Below are 20,948 nucleotides of genomic sequence, written 5' to 3' on the forward strand. Positions count from 1 at the left end.
ACCCCGACTTGGTAAGACCAGGGTTAAGCGTCAGCGAACCTACACCAAGAGGCGATTGTAGCATATCCAGCGATGGGGCTTTGCAACCCGTAGGGTACGTCAGGCTTCAGATCGCCAGGCCCGCAAGTGCCAAAAACTGCAAATGCCCACACTCTTTCCCCAGCCCAAAGACCTGCGTGAAGCCGCCGCGATGCAAAAGTTGCTGGCGGGAGCGGTGATCGTAGGGGGGAACCCCGAAGATGCTCGCTACATCGCTGCTCTGGATGCTTCCCACCCGACCCGCTTTTCCAAGCAAAAAGGCCCCTCGGTGGCGGTGGCGGTGTTGTGGGATCAGCAGAAGGGGGAGGTGCTCGAGGTCGCCACGGCGCAAATGGACGAGGCCCTGCTATTTCCCTACGTGCCCGGTTTTTTGTCCTTCCGTGAAGCCCCGCTCTATCTGGCCGCACTGGCCGGGCTATCCCGCCCGCCCGAAGTGTTGCTGGTGGATGGACAGGGGATTGCCCACCCCAGAGGGTTGGGGATTGCGGCCCACCTGGGGGTGCACCTGGATCTACCGGCCATTGGGGTGGCCAAGACCCTGCTGTTTGGCCGACCGGAAGGCGACCTGCCCCCGGAAGCCGGTTCGGCGGTAAGGCTGATGAATGGCAGTGTGCAGATCGGCTGGGTTTACCGCAGCCGCACGGGGGTGCAGCCGCTCTTTGTCTCGCCGGGTCACCGGGTCGGGATGGAAGAAAGCCTGGCCCTGGTGCGTTCGTTGAAGGGGAAAACCCGCCTGCCGGAACCCCTTCGCATCGCCCACATACAGGCGGGGGCGGCCCGGCGTGCCGCCCGCTCCGAATAACGACCCTGGGCAGAAGAGTATATTGTGCTGCTCGATACCGGCCCCTGGCTGGCTGAATACACAGGTCGCAGGGATACCCCACTGCCGAATGGGTAGGGTGAACTGGATAGACGAAAAGACTTTCAGGATTCCTGCGAGAATGTTATAGACATTCATACCCATACCGGTATGAATGCCCTCGAGCCCCCTCCTTGCGCGATAGGTACGGTTCTGGACATTCCCAGAACCGCCAGGGATGGCCCAAAAACTGTGCTGTGTTCACACCACTCGACCCCAACGCTCCTAACCGTTCAGTGGGAATGTGAAGTGCAACCATGTTTGGCTGGCCCATCTGCACTACGGTTTTTCTTGTACTTTATTTCGTCAAGCAAAGTGAGAGAATCCTAAGGAGGTTGTTATGGGTAAAGTGTCTCGTCGAGAAGCCCTCAAGCTGATGGGTGCCACCGGAGCAGTTGCTGCAGCCGGTACACTACCTGCTATGGCCCAAGCTGCTCCCGCTACCAACGGGGCGGGCTTCTATCGCTTCAAGCTGGGGGACTATACCCTGACGGTACTGAGCGATGGTCAGACCCCTCCCGGCAACGCCTTCCCCAACTGGGGTGCTACCCCCGGCAAGCAAGCCGAGTTCGAGGCTGCCCTGCGGGAAAACTTCCTGGATCCTACCCGCTTTATCAATAACTTCAACCCCATGGTAGTAGATACCGGCCAGGCCAAAATCCTGATTGATACCGGGCGAGGCCAGGCCGGCCAACTACTGGCCAACATGGCCAATGCAGGCATCCGCCCCGCCGACATCAACACCGTCTTCATCACCCACGGTCACGGCGACCATATCGGCGGTCTGGTCACGGGCGGTCAGCCTACCTTTCCCAATGCCCGGCACCTGATCGGCGAAACCGAGATGCAGTTCTGGCTCTCCCAGGCCACCCCCCCGGCCAACCTGGTGGCTCTGCGCGACCGCTTTACCCTGATTCGCCCAGGAGCCCAGATTGCCCCTGGCCTGACCGCGGTGGATACTGCCGGTCACACCGTGGGCCACCTGGCCGTGCAGATTAGCTCGGGCAACCAGACCCTCTGGCACCTGGGCGACGCCGGGGGGCATCACATCCTCTCCTTCCGCTTCCCCGACCACTACCTGGGCTTCGATGCCAACCCCCAGCAGGCCGTGGCCACCCGGGCGCGGCTGTGGCAGGCCGCTGCTGCAGACCGCATAACGGTGGTGGGCTACCACTTTGCCTGGCCGGGGGTGGGCAACGTGCGCCGGGCGGGCAACGCCTACGAGTACGTGCCGGCGTTTTTTGTCTTCTAGGCCGATAGCTGATGGCTCATAGCGGATAGCATTGGCCTTGAAAGCCCTCCTCGAGCCCTCGAGGAGGGCTTTTGCTGCGTCGTGTTGAGTGGGTCAAATCCCTCAGCCCATCTACTCAGGGGTGCGGTTCAAAACACAGCACCCGGATGGATGCCGGGTTGGGTGCCGTGACCAACGTACTGTGCAAGTATTTTTGAGCGCTCTTCACAATTTTCGAGCTATCCGAACATCAAGATAGCTTTGTCCTGAACAGAACAGTGGCCGCCTGGATGGGCGGCCACGTCTGTGAAGGGCGCGATATACTTTTCTTACGACCCAGGCCGTACCATCAAAGTCAAAGCAAAGGAGAAGCCTATGCAGTCCACCATGATGGATTTTCCGCTAACCCTGGTTCACCTCCTCGAGCGGGCCGGCAGTCTGTTCCCCAGGGAAGAGATCGTGACCCGGCTGCCCGATAAATCGCTCCACCGCTACACCTACGGCGATTTTTACCGGCGCTCGCGTCAACTGGCCTCGGCATTGCAGAAGGCGGGCTTGCAGAAGGGGGATCGGGTGGCCACCCTCTCCTGGAATACCTACGCGCACCTCGAGGCCTACTTTGGCGTCCCGGTGGCCGGGGGGGTCTTGCACCCCCTTAACCTGCGGCTGCACCCCTCCGATATTGCCTACATCATCAACCACGCCCAGGACAAAATCCTGATTGTGGACGATGTGCTCCTCAAGCTCTACGAGGCCATCAAGGCGCAGGTAAAGCTCGAGCGGGTGCTGGTGGTGCCCCTCTCGGGCCAGCCGGTGCCCGAGGGCCTGGAAAGCTACGAGGACTTCCTGGCCTCCGGCGACCCCGGTTTTGCCTACCCCAGCCTCGACGAGCGCGAGGCTGCCGGGATGTGCTACACCTCCGGTACCACCGGAAAGCCCAAGGGGGTGGTGTACTCGCACCGCTCGATTGTGTTGCATAGCCTGGGTTCGGCCCTGCCGGATGCGCTGAACCTGGCCAGTACCGATGTGCTGCTGCCGGTGGTGCCCATGTTTCATGTGCTGGCCTGGGGGCTGCCCTTTACCGGGGTGATGACAGGCAGCAAGCTGGTGATGCCGGGGCCGCACCTGGACGCCGAGAGTTTGCTGGATCTGTACGAATCGGAGAAAGTCACCAAAACCGCCGGCGTGCCGACCATCTGGCTGGGGGTCTTGCAGGCGCTGCAAAAGGAGCCGGGGCGCTGGAAGCTGGAGCCCATGGAGATGGTGGTGGGCGGCTCGGCAGCCCCCGAAGCCATGATTCGGGCCTTCGACCGCTTTGGTTTGAAGGTGCTGCACGCCTGGGGCATGACCGAGATGAGCCCCCTGGGTACCACCAGCCGCCTCAAACGCCACTTGCGAGGGGATGCCGAAGTGGAGTACCGCTACCGGGCCAAGCAGGGCGTGCCCACCCCCCTGGTGGAGATCCGGGCGGTGGGCGAGCAGGGGGTGGTGCCCTGGGATGGGCAGTCGCTGGGCGAGTTGCAGGTGCGCGGACCCTGGGTGGCGCAAAGCTACTACAACCTCGAGGAAGAGTCGGACAAGTGGACCCCGGACGGCTGGTTCCGCACGGGCGACGTGGTGGCCATTGACCCCGAGGGCTACATCCGCATCGCCGACCGCACCAAAGACCTGATCAAGTCCGGGGGCGAGTGGATTAGCTCGATTGACCTCGAGAACGCCCTGATGGCCCACCCGGCGGTGAAGGAGGCCGCCGTCATCGCTATCCCCGACCCCAAGTGGGATGAACGCCCCCTGGCCGCCATTGTGTTGAAGGAGGGGGCCAGCGCCACTCCCGAAGAGCTGCGGGCCTTCCTCGAGCCCCGGTTCGCCAAGTGGTGGCTGCCCGATGCCTATGTGTTTGTGGACGAAATTCCCCGCACCAGCACCGGAAAGTTCCTGAAGTCCAGGCTGCGCGAGCAGTTCAAAGAATACAAAGCCCAGGCCGCCTCGCAGTGAGGGTTTGCTGGGTCATGGTTCGATTTTGACTGTTCCCAAATAGAACGTTATTATGTTCTATATGGGAACCACCCTCGAGCTTCGCTTCGATTTTTCTCCCCACGACGTAGCCAGTGTGCGGGAGGGTTTGCCGGCCCGGCTGATTGGCGAAATTGCCCAGCGATACGGCCTTAACCAGCAGGACATCCTGGAAGCGGCGGGTATCCCACGCAGCAGCGCCCACCGCTATAAGGGTTTGGGGCGCTTGAACCGGGAGCAGTCCAATCGTCTGTACAAAGTGATTTATCTGCTCCGGCGGGCGGAGGAACTCTTCGGCTCTACCAAACTGGCAGCAAGCTGGATGAGCAGCCCCAAGGTGTTTTTACACAACGCCAGTCCGCTACGCTACCTCGACACCGAGCCTGGCTTCAGGGCGGTCGAGCATCTGCTGGGACGCTTGGAAGATGGCCTGGTTACATGAAAGCCTGGAGGATCACCTCGCGCAAGTATGCCCATGCAGCCTTCACTGGCGAGGGAGCAGCCCGTAGCCCAGGCCGCTGGAACCAGAGTGGGGTGCCGGTGGTGTATGTGGCGGGCAGCCTGGCCACCGGCATCCTGGAAATATTGGTACACGTCAACGAACGGGCTTATCTGACTGCTTTTGTATCCATCGAAATCGAGGTTCCTGATGGGCACATCGAAACTTTGCAGCAGTTGCCACCGGACTGGCAGCAACTGCCCGAACCGTATCCAGCATCCACCCAGCAACTTGGCAGCGAGTGGGCGCAGAGCTTGCGTTCGCTGGCGCTCAAAGTGCCTTCGGCAGTGGTTCCCAGCGAGTTCAACTTGTTGCTCAACCCCAGACATCCGGCCATGTCTGAGGTACGGTTTGGCGAACCCCAAGAACTCTGGCTTGACCCACGTCTGCTCGATTAGGGGAGGGCAGTGGATGGCAAGGCACCGAGGGTCTACCGTCGCCTAAAAAGCGACTTTCACTGTGTTCGCATTTCGCGCTGCTGCGACGTATATTCTAGCCATGTCCAGCGCCATAGACCGCTTCTTGCAAGAAAACCTCGAGGCCTACCTGCAGGAAACCATCCGGCTCTGCGCCCAGCCGAGCGTGTCGGCCACGGGCGAGGGCGTGGAAGTCTGTGCCAGCCTGGTGGAGCAGACCTTGCAGCAACATGGCTTCCAGACCTGGAAGATCGAGGGCTACGGCAACCCGGTCATTGTGGGCCGGGCCAGGGGCCGATCCGAGCGCACCCTGCTCTTCTACAACCACTACGATGTGCAGCCCCCTGAGCCCCTGGAGCTCTGGGACTCGCCCCCTTTCGAGCCGCAAATCCGCGAGGGCAAGCTCTATGCCCGGGGCGCTAAGGACGACAAAGGCGAGTTCATGGCCCGCGTGGCGGCGGTGGATGCGGTGCGGGCCGCGCATGGAGGCGAGCTGCCCTGTGGGGTGCTGTTTGTGGTGGAGGGCAACGAGGAGGTCGGCAGCCCCGGCATTGCCCGGTTCGTGCAAGACCACCTGGACTTGCTCAAATGTGATGGAGCCATCTGGGAGGAAGGCGGCATAGACTTCGAGGAGCGGCCCGGCACCTCGCTTGGGCGGCGGGGGATTCTGGCGGTGGAGCTGGAAGTCCAGACCCTCTCGCGCGATGCCCACTCCGGCAGCGCCCACATCCTGCCGAGTGCGGCCTGGCGGATGGTGCGGGTGCTGGCCTCACTCAAGGACGAAAACGAACACATTCTGATTCCCGGCTTCTACGACGATGTAAAGCCCATCTCGGAACTCGATCTGGAACTGTTCCGCCGCCTGCCCGACAACGAACCCTACCTGCGTGAGACCTTCGGCCTGCGCGGGTTTGTGGGGGGGCTCACCGGCTTCGAGCTCAAAAAGGCCGTTTTCAACCCCACCTGCAACATCCAGGGCATTACCACCGGCTACCAGGGCCCCGGCAACAAGACCGTCATTCCGGCCAAAGCCTCGGCCAAGCTGGACTTCCGCCTGGTGCCCGACCAGGACCCCACCGACATCCTGAAAAAGCTGCGTGCCCACCTCGACGCCGAGGGCTTTACCGATGTCCGCATCACCTATACCGACTACATGTTCCCCGCCAAATCGGAGGCCGACCACCCCCTGGTGCGGCTGGCGGCTAGGGCGGGCGAGGAGGTCTACCAGAAACCCTACCAGCTCATCCCCATGACCGGCGGCAGCTCGCCCGTGTATGCCTTTGCCAGGCCCCTGGGCATCCCGGTGATTGATGCCGGCGTGGGTTTTGGCATTGCTAACCGTACCCATGCCCCCAACGAAAACATCCGCCTCCAGGACTTCCACAACGCCGCGCGGCACATCGCCCGGATTCTGGACGGGTTCGCGGGGATTTGGGGTTAGCCCAACGCGGAAGGCTGAAAGCCCAACGCCGATAGGGCCGATGTTCGACCTTGACGCCGCAACTTTGCGGGTATATGTGGGGCTTGCGTAGAATAGGCTTGTGATCCACATCCTTGACCTGCACGACCGGGCTCCCAGGGTGATTGCCTCGTTTTTGCTGGAAACCCAGGCGGGGCCGGTACTGTTTGAGACCGGGCCGGAGTCGCGCTTCTCGGTGCTGCTGGATGGCCTTAATACGCTGGGCTACGCGGCCTCCGATGTTCGGCATGTGTTCGTGACCCACATCCACCTCGACCACGCGGGCGCGGCCTGGCGTATGGCCGAGCGGGGGGCTACCATCTACGTTCACCCCAAGGGGGCGCCCCACCTGGTAGACCCCAGCAAGCTCTGGGCCTCGGCCACGCGCATCTACGGCGACCAGATGGAAGCCCTCTGGGGCCAGATGGGCTACGTGCCGGAGGGCCAGATTGAAATTTTGCAGGATGGCGACACCGTGCAGGTCGGCGAGGCGACCATACAGGCCCTCGAGACCCCCGGCCACGCCTACCACCACCACGCTTTTTTGATTGGCGATGAGCTGATTGGGGGCGACGTGACGGGGGTGAAGATCGGACGAGGCCCGGTACTGCCGCCCTGCCCCCCGCCGGAGATTCACATCGAAACATGGCTGGCTTCCCTCGCCAAAATCCGCGCCCTGAACCCTCGCAAGCTCTACCTGACCCACTTTGGCGAGACCGAGGACGTGGGGCCTCACCTGAGCGCCCTCGAGGCCAAACTGCTGGAGTGGGCCGACTGGATGAAAGAGCGCCTCAAGGCCGGCAAAACCCGCGAGCAGATTGTGCCCGAATTTGAAGCCTACGTGGCTGCTAACCTGCGGGCTGCGGGCCTCTCCGACGAAGAGGTGCAGGAATACGAGTTTGCCGACCCCTCCTGGATGAGCGTGGATGGGCTGGTGCGCTACTGGAACAAGCATCATCCGGAAGAGGTGATGGCCTAGGGTTAGTGGTCTGGTGGCACAGCCAGCATGCTCATTTCGTTACCAGACCACTATCGCCAAGCCAGTCCGAGTTGCGGTACCATCAAAACCAAGGGCTGCTGGCTCAAGTGAGCCAACCTAATACCAACTCTGCGCGTGAGCGGCGCTAAACGCGCCCCTCACTTGCCGCGCCAGGGGGCGCGTCCGAGGGACTTGTATATCGCTTTTGGGTCACTTCTGAGCAGATTTGGTATAAAGAGGTTACTCCAGAGGTGTTAATGGACTACCTTATTCGACGCAGGACATCCGAGCTCGAGTCCACCGGCTACATGGAGATTGGCCCCGGACGCTACACCGGTAAGCACTGGCAAGATAGTTTTATTTTCGTCTGGGAGGATGCCTTCGGAATGGCGGAAGGAATCATAGCGAAACACCTTCCCACTTACAACCACTTTGCGGTGAATGAAGTTCCAAGGGAGGTAGGCCAAAGAATCGTTGATGAGTGGAAAGGAGTAGCCAGCGCACTCGGCGTGGTAAGGCCTGATGAAGCCTCGAGGTTGTTACACCTCGACTTGTCTTACGGAATGGACATGGAGAAGGAGATTTCGGAGCACAGGGAGGCAATTTCGACGATGCTTGTGGGGTTGGCAACTGCCTGCACCTCTTTTTACGAAAGTGAGGACTGGATCTGCATACTAGGAATGTGAACCCCGACAAAATACCCAGATATGCCGTGGCAAGGGCCAGGAATGGTGCAGGTTTGCTGCTTAGGAAGATACACAACCACTATTCGCATCTGATAGCGGTTCCCACAAACACTTACCTCTCCCGGCAAGTGTTTTACCTGTCACAGCCGAATCCGGCTGGGACAGGTATTCGTGGGAGGCCTCTATGTCAACACCGCTCTACTTACCAGGGCAAGGCATACGGATGCGAACCATAATCGGAGCCGTTTTCCTGTCGCTGGACGGGGTGATGCAAGCCCCCGGCGGGCCAGAGGAAGATTCGAGTGGTGGGTTTGGGCTGGGGGGCTGGATTTGGGTGCATTCCGACGATATCACCCGCGAGATGGTGCGGGGCTACCTGCTGGGGCCGCCCTACGAGCTGTTGCTGGGGCGCAGAACCTACGACATTTTTGCGGCCTACTGGCCCCAGGTGCCCCCGGACAACCCCATTGCGGCGCGGTTCAACCCCACGGCCAAGTGGGTGCTCTCGAGCCGCGACCTGAGCCCACCCTGGTACAACAGCCAGCGTTTGAGCAGCCTGGAGGCGGTGCGAGAGCTCAAGGCCAGCAATGGCCCCGACCTGCTGGTGCAGGGGAGTTCGACGCTCTACCCCCAACTGCTGGCGGCGGGCCTGCTGGATCGGCTGATTTTGCAGACCTTTCCGGTGGTGCTGGGCCGGGGTAAGCGGCTTTTTGGCGAGGGGACGCCGCCGGGGAGCTATAAGCTGGTGAGCAGTGTGGTCTCGAGTACCGGCGTGGTGATGACTACATATGAGTTCACGGGCCAGAAACCCGTGGTTTCCTTCATATCCTGATTTGCTGGATAGTGGGGCTCGAGGACCGAACCCTGTTACACAATGTGGGGAGAATTGCGTTAGTGTAGTTGAGCAGAGGAAGCATGAATATTGATAACAGCGCTCCACTAAAAGCACGCAAGGAAATTGTCATCGGTGCACCGCTCGAAACAGTGTGGGCTCTGCTCACCGATATCGAGCGCTGGCCCCAGTGGCAACCCGATGTATCGTCGGCCAGACTCGAGGGGGAGCTTGCTGTTGGAGCGGTCTTTCGATGGAAAGCCAAGGGGCTGGGTATCGTGTCAACTGTTCAAGCACTGGAGCAAGGACGATGCATAGGTTGGACAGGCAACTCCGTAGGAATGAGGGCAGTCCACATTTGGACGCTTGAGCCCCAGGGTGAGGGGGTACGTGTTGCCACCGAGGAATCGCTTACTGGCTGGTTGGCCCAAACCATGAAGATTTTCGACCGGAACTTTCTGGAAAAATCGCTCGAGGGTTCGTTGCAGGTGCTCAAAGCTCGAGCTGAGCGGCGTTAAAGACACTATGGGTTCGCATCCTATCAATCTGGCGCTGCGTTTTTTGCTCGAGATGGCAGCTTTGCTGGCCTTGGGTGTTTGGGGTTGGCAAAAGAGCGAAGGTTGGCTGCGACCCCTTCTGGCCTTTGGAATTCCTGTGGTTGCTGCTGTTCTCTGGGCTACCTTTCGTGTACCGGGTGACCCAGGAGCGGCACCTGTTGCGGTGCCTGGAATTCTTCGCCTGATTTTTGAACTGGGTTTGTTTGCTCTGGCTACATGGTCGCTCTACAGCGTACAGGCTGTAACATTGGCTTGGATTTTTGGCACTGTAGTGGTTGTTCACTACATCTTTTCGTTTGACCGCATCCTGTGGCTGTTGAAACAGTAACCTTGCTTGTGAACAGGAGTTTATGAACACCATCGCCGCAGATCTGGAAGGCACCCTCACTACTGGCGAAACCTGGCGGGGTATGGCTGCCTGGATGCAGGCGCACGGGCGGGCCGGGCAGTACCGCATGTTCTTCTATCGGCATCTGCCGGGGGCAGTGGCGGCGCGGCTGGGCCTGGGGGACAAACGCGCCTTTCAGGATCGCTTCATGGAAGGGGCCGCCGGGCTGTTGGCCGGGCTCAGCCAGGAAGAGCTAAACGCGGTAAGCGAGTGGGTAGTGACCAACGAACTCTGGCCCAGGCGGCGGCTCCAAGTGCTCGACGAACTTCAGAAGATTCAGCAGCAGGGGCGGCGGCTGGTGCTGTGTTCAGCTACCTTCCAGCCCATCCTGGAGGCGTTTGCGAGGCGAATGGGGGAGGGGGTGGTAGCCCTGGGCACGCCCCTCGAGATTGAAGGCGGGGTCTTTACCGGGCGACTGCGGGGGCCGGTGCGCTCGGGGGCCCGCAAGGCCGAGCAGCTTCGTGCATTCTTGCGGGGCGAGGCCCTTTTTGCGGCCTACGGCGATAGCCTGCCCGACCTGCCCATGCTCGAGCTGGCCGAAGAGCCGGTAGTGGTCTACCCCGAGGCCCGGCTGCGCCAACTGGCTGTAGAGCGCAACTGGAGGGTGGTTGGATGAGCTATTTTCCGTTGCCGCGTCCGGCCCGAATCGCAGTGATGGCTTCGGGGCGGGGGAGCAACCTCGAGGCTTTGCTGAAGGCGTTTCCTCACGACAACCCGCTCGGGCGCATTGTGCTGGTCATCTCCGATAAGCGCGAGGCCCTGGCCCTGCAAAAAGCGGTAGAGGCCGAAGTCGAGGCCGAATACGTGCCCTGGCCCAGGAGCCGCGACCAGGGGGTGGCCTACAAGACCGGGCGCGAGCAGTTTGAGCAGGTAGCAGGCCAACTCCTGCACGACCACCGCATAGACCTGATTCTGCTGGCGGGCTTTATGCGCCTGCTGTCACCTGCGTTCGTGCAGGCCTGGCAGGGGCGCATCCTCAACATTCATCCCTCGCTCTTGCCGCAGTTCCCAGGGCTACACGCTCAGCGCCAGGCTTTGGAGGCCGGGGTGTCTGAGTCGGGCTGTACGGTGCATTTTGTGGATGCCGGCATGGACACCGGCCCCATCGTGTTGCAGCGACGCGTGCCGGTGCTGCCGGGCGACACCGAGGAAACCCTGGCCGCCCGTATTCTCGAGCAGGAACACCTGGCCTATCCCGAGGCGGTGCGGAGGGTGTTGCAGGGAAAGGTGTGAAGAAGCCGGACACAGAAGGGAAAGCGGGTGTGTTGGGTCATACCCGTGGGAAGCCATAAAAGCGAGCGAAACCGGTCAGGATGAATGGGAACCGGGGGGTTGCCCTGGTTCAGACCCCTATCCCCAGTTCCCCTGCCCCTGTTATTCTTGGCTCCGTGAAGGTTTTGGTAGTAGGTTCGGGTGGACGCGAACATGCGATGTGCTGGAAGGTGGCCCAGTCACCCCTGGTAACGGCGCTCTTTGCCGCGCCGGGCAACCCCGGCATGGCCGAGCTGGCCGAGTGCATTCCCTGGGACGGCAATGTGGAGCAACTGGCCGAGTGGGCCGATCAGGAGGGTATCGAGCTGACCCTGGTGGGGCCCGAAGCGCCCCTGGTGGAGGGGATTGCCGATGCTTTTTTGGCCAGAGGGCTCAAGATTTTTGGCCCGGTGCAAAAAGCGGCCATGATTGAGGGTTCTAAGGCGTTCGCCAAAGACCTCATGGCGCGGTTTGGGATTCCGACTGCCAGGCACAGAACCTTCCACGATGTGCTGGATGCCCTTTCCTATCTGGAAACCACCGGCGCCCCCATTGTGGTCAAGGACTCGGGGCTGGCAGCGGGCAAGGGGGTGACGGTGGCCACCACCTTACAACAGGCCAAGCAGGCGGCGGCTAATATCCTCTCGGGGCCTGAACAGGCCGAGATTGTAATTGAGGAGTTTCTGAGCGGCCCCGAAGTAACTGTGCTGGCCGTAACCGATGGCGTAACCATCAAACCACTGCTGCCCTCCCAGGACCACAAACGCCTGCTGGACGGCGACACCGGCCCCATGACCGGGGGGATGGGCGCCATCTGCCCCTATCCGCTGGCGCCGGGCGTCCTGACCGAAATTGTGGAGCGGGTGCTACAGCCGCTGGTGGAGGGGCTGCGGGCCGAGGGGATTGTCTATAAGGGTGTGATTTATGCGGGGCTAATGCTCACCGACGAGGGGCCCAAGGTGCTGGAGTTCAACGCCCGTTTTGGCGACCCCGAGTGTCAGGCCATTCTGCCCCTCTTGAAGACCGACCTGGTCGAGCTGGCCCTGGCGGTGGTGGAGGGACGGTTGCACGAACTCGAGCTTACCTGGCATCCCCTGGCCTCGGCCTGCGTGGTCATGGCCGCGCCGGGCTACCCCGACGACCCCCACAAGGGCCTGCCCCTATCCCTCCCGCGGCAGCCCCCCGAGCAGGTGCTCTACTTCCAGGCCGGAACCCGCCGGGGCCCGGACGGCCTGCAAACCCACGGGGGCCGGGTGCTCAGCGTGGTGGGGCTGGGTGAAGACTTGAAGAAAGCCCTCGAGCGGGCCTACGCCGGGGTGGCGGCGGTGAAGTTCGAGCACGCACTGTACCGGCGCGATATCGGGCGGAAGGTCGTAACAAACATGGCATAGAACCTGTCCTGAAGCCCATTGTCTTACGCTTTGATTTGGGGACGAGCAAAAAATCCTTGCCAAAACACTTTCCATACCGTAGGAGGTAGGGGGTAGGCGTTAGAAACCCACTACCTACCTCCCACTTCCCATTCCCACATCGCGCGGGGCAACTCCATCCCGCAGGCCCGCTTGCTTTTATCGAGAAAGACCTCCGGGTCTGCGGCTGGATTGGGGGGCGGGTTTGAGCTCATTTTCCCAGGATAGTCTGGAGCAGCCGGTCGTGAATCAGGCCGTTCGAGGCAACTAAGTAGCGGTTGCCGAGCCGGTAATCCTCTCCGGCAAAGCCCGAGACCCGACCCCCCGCTTCGGTCACCAGCAACCAGCCGGCTGCCACATCCCAGGGGTTCAGCTTCACCTCCCAGAAGCCATCCAGGCGGCCCGCCGCCACATATGCCAGGTCGAGGGCCGCCGCACCGGGCCTGCGAACCATCAGCCCCTGCCCCAGCGCCCGCTGGAAATAGGTCAGGTTCTCAGAGTCTTTGTTGACGTCGTAGGGAAAGCCGGTAGCCAGCAGACTGCCCAGCAGGGTGTCCCGTGTAGAGACCCGGATGGGACGGCCATTCAGAGAAGCGCCCTGGCCCTTAACGGCGGTAAAAAGCTCATTGCGGGCGGTGTCGAGGATCACCCCCAGCACCACCTCGCCGTGGGCTTCAAGGCCAATGCTCACCGCATAAAAGGGAAAACCGTGGGCATAGTTTACGGTGCCGTCCAGGGGGTCTACAATCCAGCGAAAGGCCCCTTCCTTGTCCTGGCCCTGCTCCTCGCCCAGCACCACATGATCGGGGTGGCGCGAGGCAATCAGTTCTCGGATAGCCGCCTCGGACTCGTGGTCGGCCTGGGTCACCACGTCGGTGGGGGTGGACTTGGTGCTCTGGGTAAAACCTTTTTCCTGGTAGTACTGGTGGATGCTTTTGGCCAGATAGGCCGCGTCGAGGGCGGTATGCAGGTACGCACGCAGGTCCATAAGGCAGATTCTATAGCGGTTGGGGCAACCCTAACGGCCTATTTGCCATCCCAGACCAGCAAGCCCGCCTCCTCGTCTTCGGGTTCGGAGGGGCCAGGGGAGGGCTTCTGGCAGCCCAGGTAGCGGGGCTGCTGGGCCAGGTCGCGGAATACCCTGGCCTGACGCCAGCCCTGCGCGGTAGCTTCCGCCAGCAGGGTATAGACGTTCTCGGGGGCCAGCTCCAGCCACAGCCAGCCGCCGGGTTTGAGGGCCTTCCAGGCCTGGGGGAGCAGTTCGCGGGCTACGTCGAGCCCCTCGAGGCCAGCATAAAGGGCAGAGGGGTCTTCGTAGGCCAGTTCGGGTGGGGCCTCCTCGCGGTAGCTCTCGGGCAGGTAGGGCGGGTTGGAGATAATCAGATCCAGCTCGCTCAGGTCGGCAGTAAAGGGGGCCTCCAGGAAGGTGACCTCGAGCCTTAGTTCCTGGGCATTCCGCCGGGCCAGCTCGAGGGCCTTGGGATTGACGTCGGTGGCCCATACCCTGGCTTGGGGTCGCAGTGCCTTTACGGCCAGGGCAATGGCCCCGCTGCCCGTACCGATGTCCAGTACGCGGGTTTCGGCCTCAGCCCGAACGTAGCTCAGGGCTTGCTCCACCAGCCCTTCGGTCTCGGGCCGGGGGATCAGGATCCCGCGCTCCACTTTGAGCTTCAGACCATAAAACTCGGTCTCGCCCAACAAGAGTTGCAGGGGGTAGCCTGTAAGCCGCAAATTCAGCATGGCCCAGGCGGCCTCCTCTACATCCGGCGGAACCGCCTGCATCAGCCTGGTTGCCAACTGTTTGTCGTCCAAGCCTGCAGCGTGGCCCACAATCCAGCGCGACTCAGCAGCGGGTTTTCTAGCAGCCTCGAGCCGCCGCTGGAACTCCCGCAGAAGTTCCAGATAGCTTTTACTCGCCTGCGTCATCCTCTTCAGAAACCGCGGGCTGGTTGGCATCCCGAGGCATGACAATCACATGCCGCTCTTCCCCCTCGCCCACCGAGGTGGTGGTCACCTTAGGGTGTTGTTTGAGCATCACGTGAATCAGGCGCCGTTCGCTGGGGCGCATGGGCGGCAGCTCGATGGGCTGGCCGCTCACCTCCACCTGCAACACCGCATCGGAGGCCATGCGGCGGATGCGCTCCTCATTCCGACGCCGATAACCGGCGGCATCCAGCACCACCCGGTAGGTCGAGCCAAACTGCTTGGCCATGGCCACATTGGCGATGAACTCGAGGCTTTGCAGGGTTTTGCCCTCGCGCCCAATCACCCGCCCGGAGTCGCCCCCCAGAATCTCTACCCGAAAAACCTCGCCCTCCTGCACAATGTCCACCGAGTAGGCCGGGTCGAGACGTAGCAAAAGCCCCACCATGAAGTGCTCGAGGGCGGTCTTGGGGTCTTGCGCCGGGGTGGCCGGGGTCACGATGGGGGCGGTCTCTCCCTCCTTCAGCACGACCTCCGGGGCGGTTTCGTTCTCCCCAATCCCCAGGTCGGATAACAGATCATCAAGTCCTCGCTTTTTGTCATCCATAGGTAATCGTCCGATTATAGCTTACCAGGGAACATCAAAGCACCCCAGAGGGGTGCTTTGATGTAAGCGTTTCGAGACTCGATTTAGAACAAACCATTGGCACGGCAAGTGATCAAAAAGCCAATTAGGTCAATAAGGAACTCCATGCAAATCACCTCCTCTCCAGAATATTACGGAACAGGGCTGCAAGATTGACATCTTGCAGCCCTGTTTGTTCTATCGCTGCAATCCTATTGGCTCGGCTCAATCAACCAACTGTTTGAACTTTCCCAATTCCAAGTTGCTTGTTAATGAGATATTGCTGACCCACACCCAATAGCGTAAATAGGGTGTAGTACAAATTCACACCAGCCGGAAAACTAAAAAGGATAAAGGCAAAAACAAGATTAATGATAATGCCTTGTCGAATTGCATCCTTGTTCCCAGCAGCAGTGATTACTGTGGACGTGAAAATAACAAGTATGTAAAAAATGGGAAGAATATATAAGGGATCGGGGAGAGCTAGGTCGGGAACCCAGAGAAATCCTTGGCCGAACTCATATCCCGACATCAGCTTATACATCAAAAATAGTATGGGCATTTGCAAGAGCAAGGGAAAGCAGCCGCCCAGGGGGTTGATTTTGTGCTCCTGGTAGAGCTTCATCATCTCCTCTTGCTGCTTCTCCTTGTTGTCTTTGTATTTTTCCTGGATTTTCTTCATCAGGGGCTGAATTTTTTGCATTTCAGCCATGCTTTTATATTGCTGATGCATCAAAGGCCAGAACAAAAGCCTGATTAGAATAGTAATAAGCACAATCGCCAGCACCCAGCTTCCCCCGGCCAGCTTGTGGGCTTCCTCGAGCAGCCACAACAGCCCCAGCGAAACCTGGCCCCAGATGTTGGGCTGGAACACCCCCGGTAGCTGATAGAAGCCCTCTACACTGAGGCGCACCAGCTCGTTGGCCCCGCCGTACACCTTCAGCTTCAGGCCCCCTGCCGGAGCCTGTACCTCGGCAATGCCTGCCCCATTGAGCTGGGTCAGGCTGATGGGGGTGGGGTTTTGGGGCTTCAGGAACATGGCAAAGCCCGCACCTTTCTGGGTCTGCCAGCCCACATACACCGCCGGCCCCTGGCCTGCGTTGAGGGGCTGGTTGTTGCCCTGGCCCAGCCACTTGGTAATGGGGTTATCGGTGCCGCCAATGCCCGTCCAGACAAGCTTGCGGGGGGTGGGGCTTTGAATGTCTACATCTATCGTTAGGAAGCGCGGATGCACGGTGTAGATAAGCGTAGTTTCGCCGTCGCTATAGCGGGCTATAAAGTCAGCATCGGGATTGTTGGGCTCCTGGCGGCTGAACTCTTGGCTGGTAGGGGAGAAATCGGAGAGGGTTCCGGGCAGGGTCTGGCCCGCTCGAACCAGGTTGGGGGCGCGGTCGTAGTTGCCCTTAAAGTCGGTGGCGCGGGTCATTTTGATGTACCAACCCACAATCTGCCCTTGCTCGTTGAAGGCGATATCGGCCAGGTTGGTGACGGCCACCTTTTCGGGCTTGCCATCTTTGTTGACGTCCACATCGCGCCACTCGGGCGTGAGCGCAAAGGCGGGGGTGAGGGCGAACAAAGCCAAACTTGTCCAGAACCAGCGTTTCATCCAGTAGCTCCTTTTATTTCAGCGAGTCCAGGGGGTTCCAGCGGACCCTGGGGCGTTCTTGGGGTACGTAATCCAGCCCGCCGGGGTGCAGGGGGTGGCACTTCAGAATGCGTTTGGTGCTCAGGTACAGACCCCAAAAAGGCCCGTGGCGTTCCAGGGCCTCCAGGGCATAGTGGCTGCAGGTGGGATAAAAGCGGCAGGTGGGGGGTTTCAGGGGTGAAATGTAGCGCCGGTAGAACCGTACGCTGCCCATCAGCAATCGATTCAACATCGCAGACCAACCTAGGTTTCCACAATAGGGCAAACCAACCCGTGTCATTGTACCAGCCCGCTCTTTTTCAGGGCATGGGTTAAGTCCTTGAGCAAGTCCCAGTAGGACGCACTCGCTGCTTCGGGCTGGGCCACCACCACCATCTCGCAGGGGGGAAGGTGCATTTTGCGTAAAATTTCGCGCAGGCGGCGGCGAATCTTGTTTCGCAAGGTGGCCTTTTTGGAAACCTTGTTGGATACCACAATGCCCACCCGCACCGGATTGTGGGCGGTAGGGCGCAGGGGAAACCAGCGCACCGTCAGGTATCGCCCACGCCCCGCTCGCCCTGCGCGGATGCGCTGAAAGGCTTTTTCTCCTTTGAGCGAAGAGAACGGCATGGGGATGCTCGAGGGGCTAGAGAAGAAGGGATGGTTTTTCTAACCCCTGATCCCTTTCCCCTCATTCCCTGGGGTAAAAAAACTCCCCAGACGTGGGGAGCTGCGCGACCCTTCCAGATCTAGCGGCTGAGTTGGGGCTCGCTGCTTACGGTCAACTTGACGCGGCCTTTGGCGCGGCGGCGAGCCAGCACCTTGCGGCCTCCGGCGGTCTTCATGCGGGCCCGGAAACCGTGGGTTTTGGCCCGCTTGCGCTTATTGGGTTGCCAAGTGCGTTTCATTGCTTCCTCCAAAACTGGCCAGGGTTATGAGACCCCCTGTTTTGCCAGAACAATTCTGCCGGGTCGAGCCAGGCAACCCTAAAAGTGTAGCACAACTGTACAGAGGCGGGAAGCGGGGTGCGGTTGGCCGTGTGAAGGAGGGTTCCGGTGAAGCCGCAGTGGAGATGGAAAACCCCGCGAAGCTCTACCCTCACTGCTACAGACAACCCAATCCTCAAGCCAGCCTGGGGATCCTCAGGGGCCTTAACAAAAAACGGACTTTTCCACAATACCTGCAATATGACGTTTTTTTGCAAATATTGCCGCAAAACGTTGACATGTGAGGAGTGCCTCGCTATACTCAGCCCCAACCAAACGCTCGTTTGTTAGTATCCAGGACTGACGCAAGCAACGACATTGCTTTTCAGATAAGCTTGAGGCAGACCATAACTAAAGGAGGCCCGGTGCAGCTTAAGGTAGAAAAGGTGACGCTCAGCTTTGGTGGCGTGAAAGCGCTCAGTGAGGTTTCCCTCGAGGTAGCTAATGGCGAACTGGTCTCGGTGATTGGCCCCAACGGCGCTGGCAAGACCAGTTTGTTGAACTGTATATCAGGCTTCTATCACCCCAGTTCGGGCCGGATTACCTTCGAGGGCCACGACCTGACCCACGCCTCGCCGCACCAGGTCACCCAGTACGGAATTGCCCGCGCCTTCCAGAACATCGAACTCTTCACGGGGATGTCGGTGCTGGAAAACCTCCTGATGGCCCGCCACACCTTCGGGCACTACAACCTGCTGGATAACATCCTGATCTACGGGCGGGCCATGCGGGTGGGGGTGGAGAACCGCCGCTTCTGCGAGGAGATTATAGACTTCATGGAGCTCGAGCCCTACCGCAAAACCCTGGTGGGTAACCTGCCCTACGGTGTGCGCAAACGGGTCGAGGTCGCCCGGGCGCTGGCCCTCTCGCCCAAACTGCTGCTCCTCGATGAGCCCATGGCCGGTATGACCCTGGAAGAAAAGGAAGACATGGTGCGCTTCATCCTGGATATTCGGGCCGAACGCGGCACCACGATTATCCTCATCGAGCACGACCTGGGGGTGGTGATGGACATCTCCGACCGGGTGTACGTGCTCGACTTTGGCCAGGTAATCGCCTCCGGCTTGCCCGAGGAGGTTAGCCAGAACCCTCGAGTGCAGGAAGCCTATGTGGGGGTGGATCATGCAGCCTAGATGGTTTCAGGCCTTCGGTCTCGGAGCTAAAAATACCTCTGGCATGGAACCTGCGACCTGTGACGTGTGGCCTCTTTGGGGAGGTTGCCCATGATGCCCTCCGGCTACGAACTCAAAAAATACACCCTCCCGCAGGTTCTCCAGATGCGGGCCAGAGAAACCCCGCGCCGGGTGGCCATCCGCGAAAAAGACTATGGCATCTGGAACGAGATTACCTACGCCGACTACTACCGGCACGTAACCCACTTCGCCGCAGGTCTTCTGGCGTTGGGCTTCGAAAAGGGCGAGCGCCTTGCAGTGATTGCGGACAACATTCCTGAGTGGCTCTATGCAGAGCTGGCCGCGCAGTCCCTTGGAGGTATATCGGTGGGGGTCTACCAGTCCTCGCTGCCCCCCGAGATTGCCTACGTGCTCTCCTATACCGGGGCCGCTTTTGTAGTCGCCGAAGACCAGGAGCAGGTGGACAAACTTCTGGAGATCCGCAGCGAAATTCCCAGCGTTCGCAAGGTTATCTACGAAGACCCCAAGGGTATGCGGGCCTACCGCGACGACCCCTGGATTATCGGCTTCGAGGAGGTGGAGCGGCTTGGCGAGGAGTATCTGCGCCAGCATCCGCAGGCGGTAGAAGAGCGCATCGCCCAGGGGCACGCTGAGGATGTCTGCCACCTGTCGCTGACCTCCGGCACCACCGGCAGGCCCAAGGCCGCTATGCTGCGCCACCGGAATCTGCTGCACATGGGGGTGGCCCTGCAGGAAATAGACCCCCTCGAGCCCACCGACGACTACCTCTCCTTCCTGCCCTTCGCCTGGATTGGCGAACAGATGATGTCGGTGGGGATGGCCCTGGCAGGGGGTTTTGCCGTCAACATGCCCGAGTCGGTGGAAACCGCCATGAGCGACCTCAAGGAGATCGGGCCCCATGTGATGTTCAGTCCCCCCAGGGTTTGGGAAGGCACCCAGAGCCAGATTTGGGTGCGCATCTCCGAGACCTATGCCTTCAACCGCTGGGTGTACAACCAGATGCTGAAAATTGGTTATCGTGCGGCCGACTACCGCATGCATGGCAAGCCCATGCCGCTGGGTCTGCGGCTCGCCTACTGGTTCGCCGACCAGATTATGTTCAAGCCACTGCGCGACCAGCTGGGCTTTTTGCGTCTGCGTCGGGCCTATACCGGTGGGGCGGCGCTGGGGCCGGATGTCTTCCGCTTCTATCACGCCATTGGGGTCAACCTCAAGCAAATCTACGGCCAGACCGAGATTATCGGGATTGCCTTTGTACACCGCGACGGCGACGTGCGGGCCGATACGGTAGGGGTGCCGATTCCCGGTGGCGAGGTCAAAATTAGCGAACGGGGCGAAATCCTCTGTCGCTCGGATGCTGTGGTGGCGGGCTACTGGCAGAACCCCGAGGCCACCGCCGAGACCTTCGCGGATGGTTGGCTGCATACGGGCGACGCCGGCTACCTGACACCCGAGGGACACCTGGTGGTGATTGACCGGGTCTCGGATGTGATGCACACCAGCACCCAGCAGATGTTCAGCCCCCAGTTTATCGAGAACAAACTCAAGTTTAGCCCCTACATCAAAGAGGCCGTGGTGTTTGGCGACCAGAAGCCCTACCTGACGGCCTTTATCAATGTAGACCCGCAGACCGTGGGCAAATGGGCCGAGGACAACCGGATTGCCTACACCACCTATATTGACCTCTCGCAAAAACCCCAGGTGGCCGACCTGATTCGCAAGGAGGTCAAGGCAGTCAACGACGGACTCCCCGAACACCTGCGGATCAAGCGCTTCGTGCTCCTGTACAAGCTGCTCGATGCCGACGATGATGAGCTGACCCGCACCGGTAAGGTTCGTCGCAAATTCATTATGCAGCGCTACCAACCGCTTGTGGACGCGCTCTACAGCCAAACCAGCAAGGTGCAGGTAGAGACCGAGTTCAAATACCAGGACGGCACGGTGCAGAAGGTTTCTACCGAGGTCAGTGTGCTCGAGGCCGAGGGTAGCAGGGAACTTGTAGGTGTAGGAGGGTGAGC

General features: G+C 60.5%; 23 protein-coding genes. 16 read left to right on the top strand and 7 right to left on the bottom strand.

Annotated elements, in window-relative coordinates:
• The first annotated feature begins 142 nt into the window (after positions 1-142).
• From J3L12_RS02630 to purD, 14 genes are all read left to right on the top strand, one after another.
• The gene (locus J3L12_RS02630) at positions 143-841 is read left to right on the top strand and encodes an endonuclease V (RefSeq protein WP_208013490.1); all 699 of its coding nucleotides are present in this window, start codon (positions 143-145) and stop codon (positions 839-841) included.
• Positions 842-1,238: 397 nt separating this feature from the next.
• A complete protein-coding gene (locus J3L12_RS02635; protein WP_208013491.1) occupies positions 1,239-2,150 on the top strand; it encodes an MBL fold metallo-hydrolase in 912 nt (303 codons plus the stop codon).
• Positions 2,151-2,504: 354 nt separating this feature from the next.
• Positions 2,505-4,124: a long-chain fatty acid--CoA ligase gene (locus J3L12_RS02640; RefSeq protein ID WP_208013492.1), complete on the top strand. Its 1,620-nt coding sequence runs from the start codon at positions 2,505-2,507 to the stop codon at positions 4,122-4,124.
• Between the two features lie 52 nt (positions 4,125-4,176).
• The gene (locus tag J3L12_RS02645; protein WP_243454858.1) at positions 4,177-4,584 is read left to right on the top strand and encodes an antitoxin Xre/MbcA/ParS toxin-binding domain-containing protein; all 408 of its coding nucleotides are present in this window, start codon (positions 4,177-4,179) and stop codon (positions 4,582-4,584) included.
• Complete coding sequence (locus J3L12_RS02650) at positions 4,581-5,039, top strand: RES family NAD+ phosphorylase (RefSeq protein ID WP_208013493.1); 459 nt, start codon at positions 4,581-4,583, stop codon at positions 5,037-5,039. Before J3L12_RS02645 ends, J3L12_RS02650 begins: the two co-directional genes overlap by 4 nt.
• A gap of 61 nt (positions 5,040-5,100) precedes the next feature.
• Complete coding sequence (locus tag J3L12_RS02655; RefSeq protein WP_347708818.1) at positions 5,101-6,498, top strand: M20/M25/M40 family metallo-hydrolase; 1,398 nt, start codon at positions 5,101-5,103, stop codon at positions 6,496-6,498.
• A gap of 100 nt (positions 6,499-6,598) precedes the next feature.
• Complete coding sequence (locus tag J3L12_RS02660) at positions 6,599-7,495, top strand: MBL fold metallo-hydrolase (protein ID WP_208013494.1); 897 nt, start codon at positions 6,599-6,601, stop codon at positions 7,493-7,495.
• 257 nt (positions 7,496-7,752) lie between these two features.
• Entirely contained in the window at positions 7,753-8,181 is a 429-nt protein-coding gene (locus J3L12_RS02665) for a hypothetical protein (protein ID WP_208013495.1), read from the top strand.
• A gap of 223 nt (positions 8,182-8,404) precedes the next feature.
• Entirely contained in the window at positions 8,405-9,013 is a 609-nt protein-coding gene (locus J3L12_RS02670; RefSeq protein ID WP_208013496.1) for a dihydrofolate reductase family protein, read from the top strand.
• 83 nt (positions 9,014-9,096) lie between these two features.
• Positions 9,097-9,531 (top strand): SRPBCC family protein, encoded by a 435-nt coding sequence (locus J3L12_RS02675; protein ID WP_208013497.1) that lies wholly within the window; start codon positions 9,097-9,099, stop codon positions 9,529-9,531.
• Positions 9,532-9,538: 7 nt separating this feature from the next.
• Positions 9,539-9,898: a YrdB family protein gene (locus tag J3L12_RS02680; RefSeq protein WP_208013498.1), complete on the top strand. Its 360-nt coding sequence runs from the start codon at positions 9,539-9,541 to the stop codon at positions 9,896-9,898.
• 22 nt (positions 9,899-9,920) lie between these two features.
• Positions 9,921-10,574 carry an HAD-IB family phosphatase gene (locus J3L12_RS02685; protein ID WP_208013499.1) on the top strand — a complete coding sequence of 218 codons (654 nt, stop codon included), beginning with the start codon at positions 9,921-9,923 and terminating at the stop codon, positions 10,572-10,574.
• Positions 10,571-11,191, top strand: a complete 621-nt coding sequence (purN, locus tag J3L12_RS02690) for a phosphoribosylglycinamide formyltransferase (RefSeq protein WP_208013500.1) — start codon at positions 10,571-10,573, stop codon at positions 11,189-11,191. The genes J3L12_RS02685 and purN overlap by 4 nt, the downstream gene beginning before the upstream one ends.
• 155 nt (positions 11,192-11,346) lie before the next feature.
• Entirely contained in the window at positions 11,347-12,600 is a 1,254-nt protein-coding gene (gene purD / locus J3L12_RS02695; protein ID WP_208013501.1) for a phosphoribosylamine--glycine ligase, read from the top strand.
• A 229-nt stretch (positions 12,601-12,829) separates the two neighbouring features.
• On the opposite strand, the gene J3L12_RS02700 is transcribed toward purD, so the two are convergent.
• From J3L12_RS02700 to rpmH, 7 genes are all read right to left on the bottom strand, one after another.
• On the bottom strand, positions 12,830-13,606 hold the full coding sequence (locus J3L12_RS02700) for an inositol monophosphatase family protein (protein ID WP_208013502.1): 777 nt from the start codon (positions 13,604-13,606) through the stop codon (positions 12,830-12,832).
• A 38-nt stretch (positions 13,607-13,644) separates the two neighbouring features.
• The gene (gene prmC / locus J3L12_RS02705) at positions 13,645-14,544 is read right to left on the bottom strand and encodes a peptide chain release factor N(5)-glutamine methyltransferase (protein WP_208013503.1); all 900 of its coding nucleotides are present in this window, start codon (positions 14,542-14,544) and stop codon (positions 13,645-13,647) included.
• Positions 14,528-15,148 carry a R3H domain-containing nucleic acid-binding protein gene (locus tag J3L12_RS02710; RefSeq protein WP_208013504.1) on the bottom strand — a complete coding sequence of 207 codons (621 nt, stop codon included), beginning with the start codon at positions 15,146-15,148 and terminating at the stop codon, positions 14,528-14,530. Before J3L12_RS02710 ends, prmC begins: the two co-directional genes overlap by 17 nt.
• Before the next feature lie 247 nt (positions 15,149-15,395).
• Positions 15,396-16,772: a YidC/Oxa1 family membrane protein insertase gene (locus J3L12_RS02715; RefSeq protein ID WP_208013505.1), complete on the bottom strand. Its 1,377-nt coding sequence runs from the start codon at positions 16,770-16,772 to the stop codon at positions 15,396-15,398.
• Positions 16,773-16,785: 13 nt separating this feature from the next.
• Entirely contained in the window at positions 16,786-17,040 is a 255-nt protein-coding gene (yidD, locus tag J3L12_RS02720; protein WP_208013581.1) for a membrane protein insertion efficiency factor YidD, read from the bottom strand.
• Between the two features lie 47 nt (positions 17,041-17,087).
• Positions 17,088-17,420 (bottom strand): ribonuclease P protein component, encoded by a 333-nt coding sequence (gene rnpA / locus J3L12_RS02725; RefSeq protein WP_208013506.1) that lies wholly within the window; start codon positions 17,418-17,420, stop codon positions 17,088-17,090.
• Between the two features lie 119 nt (positions 17,421-17,539).
• Positions 17,540-17,698, bottom strand: a complete 159-nt coding sequence (gene rpmH / locus J3L12_RS02730; protein ID WP_208013507.1) for a 50S ribosomal protein L34 — start codon at positions 17,696-17,698, stop codon at positions 17,540-17,542.
• Positions 17,699-18,141: 443 nt separating this feature from the next.
• Between rpmH and J3L12_RS02735 the strand changes: the two genes are divergently transcribed.
• Positions 18,142-18,909, top strand: coding sequence for an ABC transporter ATP-binding protein (locus tag J3L12_RS02735; RefSeq protein ID WP_208013508.1), 768 nt, complete (start codon positions 18,142-18,144; stop codon positions 18,907-18,909).
• Between the two features lie 90 nt (positions 18,910-18,999).
• The gene (locus J3L12_RS02740) at positions 19,000-20,946 is read left to right on the top strand and encodes a long-chain fatty acid--CoA ligase (protein WP_208013509.1); all 1,947 of its coding nucleotides are present in this window, start codon (positions 19,000-19,002) and stop codon (positions 20,944-20,946) included.
• Positions 20,947-20,948: the final 2 nt, after the last annotated feature.

The sequence above is a fragment of the Meiothermus sp. CFH 77666 genome (genome assembly GCF_017497985.1).
Classification (GTDB): Bacteria; Deinococcota; Deinococci; order Deinococcales; family Thermaceae; genus Meiothermus.